Genomic DNA, 13,256 nt, shown 5'->3' with positions numbered 1-13,256 from the left:
ATTTAAGTAGAGCTTATGATTTTTTATATTATAGGGTTAAGTTTACTTGTTATTATTTTATGCGTTGCGCTTTATGTAATTTACAGCAATGTACATAAAAGTCGGGTAAGAAAATCCAAGGAATACAACGTACTGTTTGATAAAGACACGATAGTGGATGATTTAATCACTCAACTAACAGAAAAAAATCAAACACAAGAAAACCAAGATAAAACAGCTAAAGGTAAAGAAGAAATCCTTGCAATATTTGTTGAGTTACATCGCTCTGGTAGCTTTTGCGCACACTTGAGTGAACAGGAAATTATTTACTTTGTTAAAAAGAAATTAAACATGGAGAGTAGTAAAAATGGATAGCGAAAAAGCAGTCCCAGCAGTAAAAAGTGACTCATTTATGAGTCGATTTGGTCGTCGTAATGTAATTGTTGTTTCATCAATTGTTGTTGTATTAGCCGTAATTGCAACGCTTACATCGCAAGTTGTTTCGTGGAATGAAGCAGATGAGCGTTTAGTACATCAATCAGCTTTTACAGGTAACTTAACCGTAATAAATCAAGCCGGCCCTTATTTAAAAGCGTTTGGTACTACATCGGCTTATAAAAAAGTAATTTCGATTAACTTTACGGGCGATGCCGGTGCAACAGCAAGCGCAATTGTACCGCTAATACCAATTCGATTTTTAGATACTACAACGGGTGGCGCACGCGGTGTTTCTCGTTTTAGATTGCCAGGCAATGTACCAGCAGCAGAGTCGGGTGCTCTACGTGGTTTACTTAAAATACACGAAGAGTTTGGTTCACAAGAAACATTAATATCTAATTTATTAATGCGTGCAACCACTGAAAATGTAAAAGCGTCGGCGCGTATGATGTCGGTAGAGCAACATTACTCTGGTGGTAATGGTCAATTAAGTCAAGATTTTGCTGATCAATTAACCAACGGTATTTTTGTTACTGAACAAATTATTAGTACGGGTGAACGCGATAAATCTGACGACTTAGGTAATTTAAGTAAACAGCAGCGCGTCACTATTAATATTAAAATGGATGATGAGGGTAATACACTGCGTAACGCACCTATTTTAGGCGCTTACGGTATTACAGTAGTTGATGCCAGCATTATTGATATTGACTACGAAAGCAAAGTAAATGCTCGCCTTGAAGCGCAAAAGCAAGCTGCTGCTGATGAAGCACTAGCGCGTCAAAACCTTAAAAAAGCTGAGCAACAAGCACGTACTGAAGTGGCTTTAGGTGAACAAGCAATTGCTAAGCAACGTGCTGAATCTGAAAAGCTAAAAATAAAAGAGCAAATTGATGCTGAACGAATTAAGGCAAATGCCATTATTTCTGCGCAGCAACGAGTGGCTGTAAAAGCCGAGCTTGCAAAAGAACAAGAAGAGATTTTAAAGCAACAACGCTTAGAAGCATTAGGTATGGACGTTTTAGCTGAGGCTCGTTTAAGAGCTAAGTCTGCGGCACTTGATCCTAAGTATGTATTTGATGAAACGTTAAAAGCAGAAGTTAAAATTCAAACTGCTTTATTTACAAGCTTAGGTAATAGCCGTTTAGTGCCTGAAATTGTAATAGGCGGGAGCCAAGGCGAGCAAAGTAATGGCTCTGAATTTATGCGATTATTAGCCGCTGATGCAGCATTAAGTCTTAAAAAACGTTTAGAAAAAGATAAAAAATAAACAATAGTTAAGTATTGTACAAACAATAAAAAACGTTGGCTGAATCGCATTGGCCAACGTTTTTTATTGCGTAAATTTTGTTATTGTATGGCAGGCTTAGCTTGTAAAACCGGCTTTTAAAATTATGAAATAAAAGAGTGAGCAGTACTTATGGACTCCAGCAGTAACCAGTTTATTTTAGATTTAGGGCAAGAGCATATTACCATCCAGCGTCGATATGAAGCGCTGGGTGCATTTAACGATTTTTTGATTGCCGTGTGGTTTTTAATTGGTAGTTTTTTCTTTTTAAATGACTCTTTAGTAGAGAGTGGCACATGGTTGTTTATAGCGGGCAGTGCCCAATTACTTATAAAGCCTGTTTTGAAGTTGATCAGCTTAGTACATGTTAGTCGGGTATTTCATTCAAATAAAACTCCATAAATAAAACCATAAATACGACTCATGATGAGTTCAGTTACTATGGCTAATAATTTACCAGTACAAGTTATTTAAATATCAAGGATAGAGCAGTGAAAGTACTTAAGTGGATTGCAATTGGAATAGCTACTTTATTAATTATAGGCTTACTAATTCCCGAAAAAATAATGATTCCGGTACAAGGTGCTACACCTAAAGATTGGAACCATAATACATTTTGGTATGAGCCTTGGGGCAGATCGGGTGTGCACAAAGGAATTGATATTTTTGGCATAAAGAACACTCCTGTAGTTGCCTCAACAAACGGGATTGTTATATTTGCAGGTGAATTAACTCGTGGTGGTAAAGTGGTTGCGGTGCTTGGGCCTAAATGGCGTATACATTATTTTGCACATTTAAATGACTACTCGGTAAGTGCAGGTGATGTTGTAAGCATAAACAGTCAAATTGGGTTACTAGGCGATACCGGAAATGCCGCAGGGAAGCAGCCTCATGTACATTATTCTATTTTATCGTTAGTGCCCATGCCGTGGCTTTTTACAACGCAAAACCAAGGGTGGAAAAAGATGTTTTTTTTGAGCCCACATAAAAAACTCACTGCTAAATAATTACTTCATTATTTATAAATGACCTTTGTGTAAATAATAGTTTTAGCTGTTAAAGCAAGGTATTTAACAGCTAGAATTAGTTAATAAGTAAGCGTGTATTTAAGCTAGAGGTTAGCCTGCAACAGGTGTTTTACCTGCGCGAATATTTTTAATGCTTTTAATAAACATATAAATACAGGTAGTGATTAAACAGCCTGCTAAATAAAACACAATACCGTTTGGTGCATCAGATAAATTTGCGGCGAGCATAGGGCCAAATACCGAACCAATACTATAACTGAGCAGCATAACCTCAGTTGCCGATACTATTTTTGCCATTGGCAATGAGTCGCACGCAAGTGTTATAGCAATCGGGTAAAGTGCAAAGCTGCACGCGCCTAGTATTAAGTAGCTCACTATTAATCCTGCTAAAGTGTTTGCTTGTAATATACCCACAGCACCGGCTGCGCCTACTAAACAAAACATACCCATCAATAAGCTTTTTTCAAGCCGAGTAGATAAGTAACTTACAAGCGGCTGCACGACCATGCCGCCTAAAATAATAACCGCCATAAGTGTCCCTGTGTACTGAGCTTGATCAGTCTGCGCTGAAATATAAACCGGCATTAAGCCGTAAATAGGGCCCAGTAATAAGCCCGATGCTAAGCATCCGAGCATTGCAGGGTGGCTTAGTGTTTTTATTTCTTTTAGTGGTAGTTTTTCAAGGTGCTGTTTTTCGGGCTGACCTTTGGTTATTAATAAAGGGGCTAAAATAGCTAAAAATAATAGCGAGGCTACAAATAAATAAGGCGTTGAACCTTCGGTGCCAAGCGGCCCTATAGCAAGCTGGCCTACGGCGCTGCCCCCATAAAGTGAGGTCATGTATAAGCCCAAACGTTTAGCACGCGACTTTGCTGTGTTGGTCATTAATAACCAAGACTCAACAACTACAAACACACCGGCAACAGCAATGCCCGCTACAAACCGAGCAATTAACCAGTTAACGGTATTTGGCAGTGCAAGTTGTGCAAGCACACTTACTATTAATAAACTTAAAAATAATATAAATGCGAAGCGATGACCAATTTTTACCACAATGCGCTCTATTGTGGTTGCACCAATAAGTAAGCCAAAGTAAAAAATGCTCGCAAGCCAAGGTGCTAGGTTTTCATCAAGTTTAAATGCGGGTAACGACAGCGGAATAAGGCTCATTAAAAAGCCGGATGCGATAGCAAAAAATGACAGCCCTATAACAGGCGCTAAAGGGTTGTTAGAGGTGCTTGTGGCGGCTGATTCGGCCATTTGTGTTTATCGACTCATCAAGGTAAATAACCACTGTTTTAAAGTTTGAGAGGTTACTTTAATAATAAAATTTGCGCGAATTTAGAGCCAAATTAAAAATAAGTAAAGTGATATTTTATTAAACAATATAAATAAACTTTAAAACGATCGTTTTGGTAAATTATCGGATCTATTATGCTTTTTATTGTAGTGTTTTTATGTAGATATTGTTTTATATTTGTGAGCATTTATTAGTGTTAAACCCTATGTAAAATAGGGTTTAACCGTTTTTTAAAGTGATAAAATTAGCACTTATTTGTTTATTGTATTACTAGTGCAAGGTGGTGATATAAACCAATACCAACAATCACATTAAATGGAAAAGTTACACCGAGAGAGCTCAGCATAGCAAGACCAATATCGGCTTTAGGAATTGCCGCTTTTATTGCAGCGGGCGCGGCTATGTAAGAGGCGCTGGCCACTAAACTGCCCAATATAACTACTGAGCCTAATTCTAAATTTAAAAGTGTGCCTACTGTTACGCCTATCGTGCCTAAAAATAGCGGGGTCACAATAGCAAATACCGCTAGTTTCCAATGTTTCCAAGGGATAGGGCGAAGAGTTTGCGCGGCTACTAAACCCATTTCTAGTAAAAATAATGCCAACACAACCTTAAAGCTACTTGTTAAAAGACTCGTTACTTGGCTACCTTGCACCGTGCCGTACATCATACCGATAACCACACCGCCAACGAGTAAAATCACACTTTTGTTCGTGAGAGTCTCGTGCCAAAGCGCTTTTAATGATAGCTCACTGCTTTGGCTGTTTTCTTTATCAAGCTTTCGGTAAAGCAATAAACCAACAATGATTGCAGGAAGTTCTAGCATCACTAAATACAAGGTGACTTCTGCGCCTACTACCAACTTAGCTGACTCGGCATAGGCGAGTGCAACAGCAAATGTACCTGCACTCACTGAGCCGTAATGCGCGGCAATACTGGCGCTATCAGCAACAGAGAGTTTAATCACGTATTTTAAAATAGGGTAAAGCATGAGGGGTATAAATGCACCAAGCAGCATTACCGACCCCATTTCGGGCAGTAGTTGCCAGCTTAAGTTACCGTGCAGTACCATCCCGCCTTTTAAGCCTATGGTTAACATGAGTAATAAACTTAATGTGTCGTAGGTGGCTTTTGGAATGGCTAAGTCCGAGCGTAAAATACCCGCTACTAATCCTAAAATAAAAAACATAACAACAATATCTGGCACTGGCTTTCCTTACTAGGTGGTAAATTAAGTGGCGTTATTGTAGATAAAACTTTGTATAGTAAATAATAAAATAAATACAAGTTAGTTATAGATAACTATCTATAGGTTGCTTGTTAAATAGCTATTATTAGATAAAAATTATGAGGTAGGTATGGATTTACGACATATATCGTTTAGGTTGCTTGAAGTATTTATGAGCGTGGTTAAAACGGGTTCAATCAGCGAAACCGCAAGGCGATTATACCTAACGCAGCCAACGGTATCGCTACAAATAAAGCGGCTGCAAGAAGCAGTAGGCGAGCCATTACTCCTTATACAACAGCAAAAGCTACACGTGACCGATGCGGGGCTTGAACTATTTAAAACATGCCAACAGGTATTTGGGCATTTTGAAGATTACCAAGATTTTTTAACCGAACTTAATGGTGGATCGCGCGGCCGTTGTAAAATTGCCATGGTTAATACCGCGCAATATATTCTACCGAAACTGCTTGGCCCTTATAGTAATTTACATCCCCATGTTGAGCTCCCGCTTGAGATTGGTAACAGGGCAGAGGTGCTTGATAGGTTTGAGCGAGGGGAGGACGATATTTATGTATTTAGCCACCCGCCGTCGCTTGAACACGCACAAGCTGCGCGCTTTTTGCATAATCCACTTGAATTTATAGTGCCGTTAAACCACCCGTTAGCTCATGTAAAAGCCGTTAAATTAACTGATTTAATGCAGTATCGCTTTTTACTTCGAGAAAATGGCTCAGCAACACGTATGTTATTTGAAAGCGAGTTGCAAAGCCGAGGCTTAGTACTGAGCGATAGCGTGCAAATGGCAAGTAATGAAGCAATACGCGTTGCAGTTGCATCGGGGATGGGCATTGCGGTTTTATCACGCCATGTACTTGCAACAGACGATACTAGTTTTAAAATTTTAAACGTAACCGATGCTCATTTAGCGAGTCATTGGTATTTTGTAATGCGAACAGATAGGCACATATCGCATGCTGCACGTAACTTTTTAAAGTTTGCGCAGCAGCACGTAGAGCAATATTTAGATACGCAGTGGGTGCGTAATGAATTACATAACTTAGATTTAAACTAGATTTAAATTAGGTTTAAAGTTAATTAATATCCGGTGTTGAGTCTCTTAAAATAAGCTTTGGCTGAAACACGTGCTTTACTGTTATGCCGCTTTTTTTATAAATGTCTTTAAGCACTAAGTTAGCCGCAGCTCGGCCCATTTCGGGTACTGGGTTATCTATTGTAGTCAGTGTTGGGTAGAGGTAATTGGTAAAAATTACGTTATCGAACCCAATAATGGCTAAATCTTTTGGTAGGTTAAAACCGTGTTCGCGGGCGTATTTCATAGCACCCGATGCCATTTCGTCATTGGCACATACAAGGGCGGTTATTTGCGCTTTATTTTGAATAAAATGCCTTAAGCCGTCGCTGCCGCCGGTTTCTTTAAAGTCGCCTATGTAAAATAGGTTTTCGTCAAAGGTTAGGTTGTACTCTGCTAGGGCTTGTTTGTGACCTTTTAAACGGTTTGACGCGTCTTCTTTAAACTGCGGGCCTGCTATGTACGCAATGTTTTTATGGCCTTTATTGATCATGGCTTTAGTGGCTAAGTAGCCGCCCATTACGTTGTCGAGGCTAATGCAGTTTTCTTCAATTTCTTTAACGTAGCGGCTCATTAGGTAAATAGGGGTTTTACCTTTACTTAACTCAATTAGGTACTCGTTTGATACCGCTTCTACGTGGGCAATAATAGCGTCGCAATTGCGGCCTATTAAAAACTCAAAGCCGCTTTTTTCTTTTTTTTCGTCACTGTGCCCAGGGGTAATAATAACGTGTTTACCCGCAATACGAAGGTGCTCTTCAATGGCTGACATCATTTGACCAAAAAACGGACCATCCAACTCCGAAACTAAAATACCGACGCTGTTTGTAGTGCTAGATGCCAAAGAGCGTGCAATAGAACTTGGCTGATAGCCTAGCTCTTTCATTGCTTCTAATACCTTTTTTTTAGTTTTTTTGCTTACGTAGTCGTTGTCGTTAAGTACCCTTGAAACAGTTGATAAAGACACACCTGCCATTTCTGATACTTGATAAATTGTCGCCATTGATGTCCTAGCTTATATGTGTTTTTACTCGCGCTTTATAAAAATATAAAGCGCGAAGGGTCATTAAAAGTTAATTTACACATTACTGCGTCTAATTGCTAAGTCTTCTGTTATTTTTTGCGTCATTGCTGAGGTAAGCGGATAAATAAGCATCAATGCGGCGCCTAAAAAAGCAAATGCGGCAGGTATCCAACTCATAAGTAACTGCATGCCAGGTAGAGCTTGGGTAATTGTTAGCTCATCCATGCCGTTATAACCGTAGCCTGCAAGTACCACTAATACTAATGCACCTGCAAAACCACCACCGGTTTTTTGCACAAACGTACCCGCAGAATAAATAAGCCCTGTTGCGCGGCGTTTATTTTTCCACTCTGAATAATCGGCTGAATCGCCAAGCATACTAAAGAACAATGTCGGCATCATGGCGGCAAAAAATTCAGCAGCGCAACCAAAGGTAAATACTGCAACTAGGTTATCGCTAGGTACCCAGTAAAATGCAGTAGTGAGTAACCCGCTTAGCATTAATGATGCAATAAAGAGGTTTCGTTTACCCATTATTTCGGCCAGTTTACCTGTGGCAAGTGCGCCTAATATAGATACAATCAATAAGGCAATAAAGTATTGCCCAGCCATGAGTTCATTAGCTACGTGGTATTTAAAGTAATATGCAATTACGCCGTATTTTATGCCATTAAACATCATGGTTAAAAAACCAATACCGAGTAATACCAGCCAGGGTTTGTTGGTCAGAAGATCAACCATGTCGCGCTGTGATCCCGTTAAGCTTTGCTTATCTTTATTGAGTAATTTTTTAATAACGAATGTCATTGCAGCCATAACAAGGGCAAAAAATACGCCGCTGTATAAATCGCGGTAATAAAAAAACAAGGTAGTAGCAAGCAAAGGTAGGATTATAAATGGCAAGCTTTTGGTTAAATCAAATAACTCTGATTTTAAATTCCCTTCATTTGAGGCGTGCGGTGTTACACGCTCTTTAGTGGTCGCAAACGTTATAATCATTAAAATAATAAGTAAGCTGGCAAATAAGTACATAGTAAGCTGATAGCCTTTAGCGTTGTCGCCGCCACCAAAAAATGCCACTAGCTCAGGTAAAAAACCCATAACCAATAAACCACCAGTAAACGCACCTGCAAACCTAAAACCAGAGAGCTTTGTGCGCTCTGTGTCGTCTGGTGTCATAACGCCCATAAGTGCCGAATAGGGCACGTTACTTACGGTGTAGGCAAGCGTTAAACCTATGTAGGTTACGTAGGCATAAATAAGTTTGTTGGTGGTGCTAAAGTCGGGTGTAGTAAAACACAACACCATAAACAAGCCCAAAAATGGTGCCGAGTAGAGTATCCATGGGCGAAATTTACCAAAGCGCGACTGCGTTCTGTCGGCAATCATACCCATAATAATATCGGTTACGCCATCAGATAGCCTTACCACTAAAAACAACATGGCAGCGGCAGCCGCCGATATGCCAAATGTATCGGTGTAAAACACCGCTAAATAAGCAAGCGCGCCGCGCCACACTAAGTTAGCGCCGGCATCGCCCATGGCGTAACCGACTTTTTCGTATAAAGGGAGTTTGTTCACAGTGTGTGTTCTTATTGTTATAAGCCGATAATTTATCGGCTTGTTATGAGTTTAGTGTACGCTTTACCGCTGGCTTTAACAGTTCGTTTTTGTGTGTTGTAGTCTACGTGTACTATTCCAAAACGTTTTAAATATCCTTCAGCCCATTCAAAGTTATCCATTAGGCTCCACGCAAAGTAACCATCTACTTTAACGCCTTGCTCTGCTGCGTTATGTAGAGCATTTAAATGTTCGTGGTAATATTCAATACGGTCGTTATCGTTCACTTCACCGTCTTTAAATTCGTCAGCCATGGCTGCACCGTTTTCGGTAATATAAATAGGTGGTAGGGTGTATTTTTCGTTTAACGATACAAGTAATTCTGTAAGCGCTTTAGGGTAAATTTCCCAGCCAATATCGGTCATTGGCGCTTTATGTGGCAGCTCATGGTAAAAGTCGGTTTCGCTTGCTTGATAATGCATGCGGGTATAAAAGTTAACCCCTAGGTAATCTAGCGGTTGAGCCATTATTTCCATGTCGCCATCTAAAATATCTGGGCGGTGAGCTTTTGGTAATTGCTTAATAATATCAGGGTATTTACCTTGCATTACAGGCTGAATGTACCATTGATTTATATAGTCATCAGCAAATGCAGTGGCTTTTAAATCGTCTTCACTTTGGGTAACTGAGTAACAAGGCGTAAAGTTAAGTACAATACCGTTTAGCGTATTTGGGCTATTTTTAGCAAGTACTTGCATAGCTAAACCGTGACCTAGTAATAAGTGGTGCGCGGCTTTACGACCAAATTCACGACCTACAATGCCAGGCGCATGTACGCCAATTTCGTAACCTAAGTAAGAGCTACAAAACGGTTCGTTTAAGGTGGCGTAAGAGTGCACACGTTCCCCAAATGCTTTGGTAATTAAATCTGCGTAATGGGCAAATTCGTAAGCGGTGTTACGGTTTAGCCAGCCACCTTCGTCTTCAATGTGTTGTGGTAAATCCCAGTGGTATAGCGTTACAAAAGCTTTAATGTTACGGCGTTTTAATTCATCTAAAATGTCGGTATAAAACTTAACGCCTGTCGGGTTTAAGTGACCGCTTTTAGTCATTACGCGTGGCCACGAAATTGAGAGTCTGTAAGCGTCTACACCTAATGACTCAATTAAGTTTATATCGTCTTTCCAGCGAGTGTAGTGCTCGCAGGCTACATCGCCATTTGAATTATCGACTATTTTGCCTTCTTTACTGCAAAAGGTATCCCAAATACATGGCAAGCGATCAGCTGCGCCGCCTTCAATTTGAAATGAGGCCGTAGCTACACCATAAGTAAAATTTTTGGCTAAAAGTGGTGAGCCACTAGGTAAAGATAATTGTTTCATTAAGAGAAAACCTCTGCTTCTTTGTAGTAAATTTTGCTTTTATTTATAGTTTATAAATTGCATAGATGGAAGCGCTTCCATATTTAATTTGATTAATCACTAAGGATGGTATTTAATAACTTTAAGGAAGCGCTTCCATATTTAGGTTAGTGGCTATTGTTAAGCAGGTCAATAGTTAAATTTAAATAACAAATAGGCGTTTCACAAAAACACACTGACACAACACAGGGCTATAAAAATGAAAAAAAGCTTAAACACTAACAGGTTACGCATGCTCCCTATCTTAATAGGAGGATTATGCGTTTTAAGTGCGTGTAATAAACAAGAGGTTACCGCTAATAATAGCCAAGGCGCCTTAGCCAAAAAGGCTGAGCATGAGCAAGGTGATTTATCACTTTGGCCAACGCTTAAAAGTAAGGTAGTGAAAACGCCTGAAATTGAAAATACGATTGAACAATATTTAAAAACAATGACGCTTGAGCAAAAAGTAGCGCAGATGATCCAACCTGAAATCCGCGATATAACCGCTGCAGACATGCGCAAATATGGCTTTGGTTCGTATTTAAATGGCGGTGGCTCGTTCCCGAATGCTAATAAACATGCAACGCCAGCCGATTGGATAACACTTGCTGAAAGTATGTATCAAGCATCGGTTGATGACTCAATTGATGGCAGTAAAATTCCAACTATGTGGGGCACTGATGCGGTACATGGTCATAATAATGTGATTGGTGCGACGTTATTTCCGCACAATATTGGTTTAGGTGCAGCAAATAATCCTGTATTAATTGAGCAAATTGCAGCAGCTACGGCAATAGAAGTAATGGCAACAGGCATAGATTGGGTATTTGCACCAACAGTTGCTGTAGTGCGCGACGACCGATGGGGCAGAACGTACGAAGGCTACTCAGAAGACCCTGCAATTGTACGTGAATATTCAGCCGCAATTGTAAACGGATTACAAGGCAGAGCAGGTGATGACTTTTTAAGTGACAAACGCGTAATTAGCACTGTTAAGCACTTTTTAGGCGATGGCGGCACTGTAGATGGCGACGATCAAGGCGATAACATTGATAGCGAAGAGACGTTATATAACATTCATGCGCAAGGTTATATAGGTGGCTTAACAGCAGGTAGTCAGTCGGTTATGGCATCGTTTAATAGCTGGAATGGTAAAAAAAACCACGGCAATAAATACTTACTTACTGATGTGTTAAAAACAAAAATGGGTTTTGATGGCTTTGTTGTAGGAGATTGGAACGGGCACGGACAAGTTGCCGGCTGTACAAATGAAAGCTGCCCGCAAGCTGTTAATGCCGGGCTTGATATTTTTATGGTGCCAACGGGTGCTTGGAAGCCACTTTATGAAAATACAATTAAACAAGTAAAAGCGGGCACAATAACAATGGCGCGAATAGATGACGCCGTGGCACGTATTTTACGCGTTAAATTACGCGCGGGTTTATTTGATAAACCAAGCCCCGCAAATCGAAAATATTCAGGTAAATTAGAACTAATAGGTGCGCCAGCACATCGCGATATTGCCCGCCAAGCCGTACAAGAGTCGTTAGTACTGCTTAAAAACAACAATCATTTATTACCGCTTAACCCATCAAGCAATATACTGATTGCAGGCGATGCGGCCGATAACATAGGCAAGCAATCGGGCGGTTGGAGTATTACGTGGCAGGGAACTAATAATCAAAATGCAGATTTTCCCGGAGCAACGTCTATTTATGCGGGGCTAAAAACGCAAATAGAGGCTGCTGGCGGTAACGCTATTTTAAGCCCAACGGGTGAATTTAATACCAAACCCGATGTAGCCATTGTTGTATTTGGTGAAGAACCATACGCAGAGGGGCATGGCGATAAAGACAACCTTGAGTTTGAACGTAACAATAAACGTTCTCTTAAAATATTAAAAACATTAAAGCAGCAAGGTATTGCGGTGGTATCTGTGTTTATATCGGGCAGACCAATGTGGGTTAACAGCGAGCTAAACGCGTCAGATGCATTTGTAGCAGCATGGCTTCCTGGCACTGAAGGACAAGGCATTGCAGATGTTTTACTAGCGGATGCAAGTGGGGAGGTACAATACGACTTTAAAGGTAAGTTGTCGTTCTCGTGGCCTAAATCGCCACTTCAAACCGCAGTAAATAAGGGCGATGCTGATTACTCGCCATTATTACCCTATGGCTTTGGCTTAACGTATAAAGATGAAAGTACGCTTAGCAATAATCTAAATGAAGACTCAGGTGTTGATATTAGTAACCTTGCGCCGCTATCTATATTTAATGGCAGCTTTAAAACGCCGTGGCGTTTGTTTTTAAATTCAAACAGCGAGCAGCACCAAGTAGCAAGTAACAGTGTAAAGCTCGGCGGCATTACTTATCGCACTGAAGACAAAGCGATTCAAGAAGATGCGATGCAATTTAATTTTGATGGCACTGCAGCCAGCTACATCGAAATTAATAGTAACTTTACCGAAGACAAAGTGGCCTACATTGAAGCAAATTCGGCCCTTAGCTTTAGCTATAAAGTAAACCAAATACCTAGCTCACAGACATACCTTGCAATGAAATGCGAACAAGGCTGTGGCGGCGAGCTTGATATTACCAATGTTCTTAAAAATGCTGATTTAAATACATGGCAAACCATGAGTATAGATTTAACGTGTTTTACTAAAAAGGGCGTTGATTTTGCTAGAGTAACCAGCCCTTTTATTATTAAAACGGTAGGAGAACTTAGCGTTTCAATTGCAGATATTAGCTTTGAACCACAAAGCGCTGAAACAGCAAAAATAAAGTGTGAGTAGTAGAGTGCTTATAAGTTAAGTTTATTGTGTGTTGTCTCAAAGCCCTAAGGGCGTGTTGATCTTTGTGGATTGAAATTTGTTCAATCTAGGGGCAATTTAATCGCGGCGAGAGGTTTGTAAC

At 40.2% G+C, this 13,256-nt stretch carries 11 protein-coding genes; 6 read left to right on the top strand and 5 right to left on the bottom strand.

Features of this window, described 5'->3' with window-relative positions; genetic code table 11:
• Positions 1 to 15 precede the first annotated feature (15 nt).
• The 4 genes from I6E72_RS05830 to I6E72_RS05815 all read left to right on the top strand — a co-directional run bounded on the left by I6E72_RS05830 (position 16) and on the right by I6E72_RS05815 (position 2,712).
• Positions 16 to 354 (top strand): hypothetical protein, encoded by a 339-nt coding sequence (locus I6E72_RS05830; protein ID WP_007583302.1) that lies wholly within the window; start codon positions 16 to 18, stop codon positions 352 to 354.
• The gene (locus I6E72_RS05825) at positions 347 to 1,687 is read left to right on the top strand and encodes an SPFH domain-containing protein (RefSeq protein WP_024600641.1); all 1,341 of its coding nucleotides are present in this window, start codon (positions 347 to 349) and stop codon (positions 1,685 to 1,687) included. Before I6E72_RS05830 ends, I6E72_RS05825 begins: the two co-directional genes overlap by 8 nt.
• 150 nt (positions 1,688 to 1,837) lie before the next feature.
• Positions 1,838 to 2,107 (top strand): YrhK family protein, encoded by a 270-nt coding sequence (locus tag I6E72_RS05820; protein WP_076925961.1) that lies wholly within the window; start codon positions 1,838 to 1,840, stop codon positions 2,105 to 2,107.
• An 89-nt stretch (positions 2,108 to 2,196) separates the two neighbouring features.
• Positions 2,197 to 2,712 (top strand): M23 family metallopeptidase, encoded by a 516-nt coding sequence (locus I6E72_RS05815; protein WP_197111439.1) that lies wholly within the window; start codon positions 2,197 to 2,199, stop codon positions 2,710 to 2,712.
• Between the two features lie 111 nt (positions 2,713 to 2,823).
• On the opposite strand, the gene I6E72_RS05810 is transcribed toward I6E72_RS05815, so the two are convergent.
• Both I6E72_RS05810 and I6E72_RS05805 read right to left on the bottom strand, forming a co-directional pair.
• Positions 2,824 to 3,993, bottom strand: coding sequence for an MFS transporter (locus I6E72_RS05810; protein WP_197111437.1), 1,170 nt, complete (start codon positions 3,991 to 3,993; stop codon positions 2,824 to 2,826).
• 299 nt (positions 3,994 to 4,292) lie between these two features.
• Positions 4,293 to 5,240, bottom strand: coding sequence for a sodium-dependent bicarbonate transport family permease (locus tag I6E72_RS05805; protein ID WP_197111435.1), 948 nt, complete (start codon positions 5,238 to 5,240; stop codon positions 4,293 to 4,295).
• A 151-nt stretch (positions 5,241 to 5,391) separates the two neighbouring features.
• Between I6E72_RS05805 and I6E72_RS05800 the strand changes: the two genes are divergently transcribed.
• Positions 5,392 to 6,336, top strand: a complete 945-nt coding sequence (locus tag I6E72_RS05800; protein WP_197111433.1) for a LysR family transcriptional regulator — start codon at positions 5,392 to 5,394, stop codon at positions 6,334 to 6,336.
• Between the two features lie 19 nt (positions 6,337 to 6,355).
• Here the strand turns inward: I6E72_RS05800 and I6E72_RS05795 are convergent, their stop codons facing one another.
• The 3 genes from I6E72_RS05795 to I6E72_RS05785 all read right to left on the bottom strand — a co-directional run bounded on the left by I6E72_RS05795 (position 6,356) and on the right by I6E72_RS05785 (position 10,320).
• Positions 6,356 to 7,357: a LacI family DNA-binding transcriptional regulator gene (locus I6E72_RS05795; RefSeq protein ID WP_007583313.1), complete on the bottom strand. Its 1,002-nt coding sequence runs from the start codon at positions 7,355 to 7,357 to the stop codon at positions 6,356 to 6,358.
• A gap of 75 nt (positions 7,358 to 7,432) precedes the next feature.
• On the bottom strand, positions 7,433 to 8,959 hold the full coding sequence (locus I6E72_RS05790) for an MFS transporter (protein ID WP_197111431.1): 1,527 nt from the start codon (positions 8,957 to 8,959) through the stop codon (positions 7,433 to 7,435).
• A gap of 32 nt (positions 8,960 to 8,991) precedes the next feature.
• On the bottom strand, positions 8,992 to 10,320 hold the full coding sequence (locus I6E72_RS05785; protein WP_197111429.1) for a GH1 family beta-glucosidase: 1,329 nt from the start codon (positions 10,318 to 10,320) through the stop codon (positions 8,992 to 8,994).
• 238 nt (positions 10,321 to 10,558) lie between these two features.
• Here I6E72_RS05785 and I6E72_RS05780 point away from each other — a divergent pair, with 238 nt between their 5' ends.
• Positions 10,559 to 13,135 carry a glycoside hydrolase family 3 protein gene (locus tag I6E72_RS05780; RefSeq protein ID WP_197111427.1) on the top strand — a complete coding sequence of 859 codons (2,577 nt, stop codon included), beginning with the start codon at positions 10,559 to 10,561 and terminating at the stop codon, positions 13,133 to 13,135.
• Positions 13,136 to 13,256 lie beyond the last annotated feature (121 nt).

This window comes from Pseudoalteromonas sp. NSLLW24 (assembly GCF_015864725.1).
GTDB lineage: Bacteria > Pseudomonadota > Gammaproteobacteria > Enterobacterales > Alteromonadaceae > Pseudoalteromonas > Pseudoalteromonas arctica.
Note: the sequence above shows the minus strand (reverse complement) of the source record. Positions and strands in the feature narration are given on the sequence as shown.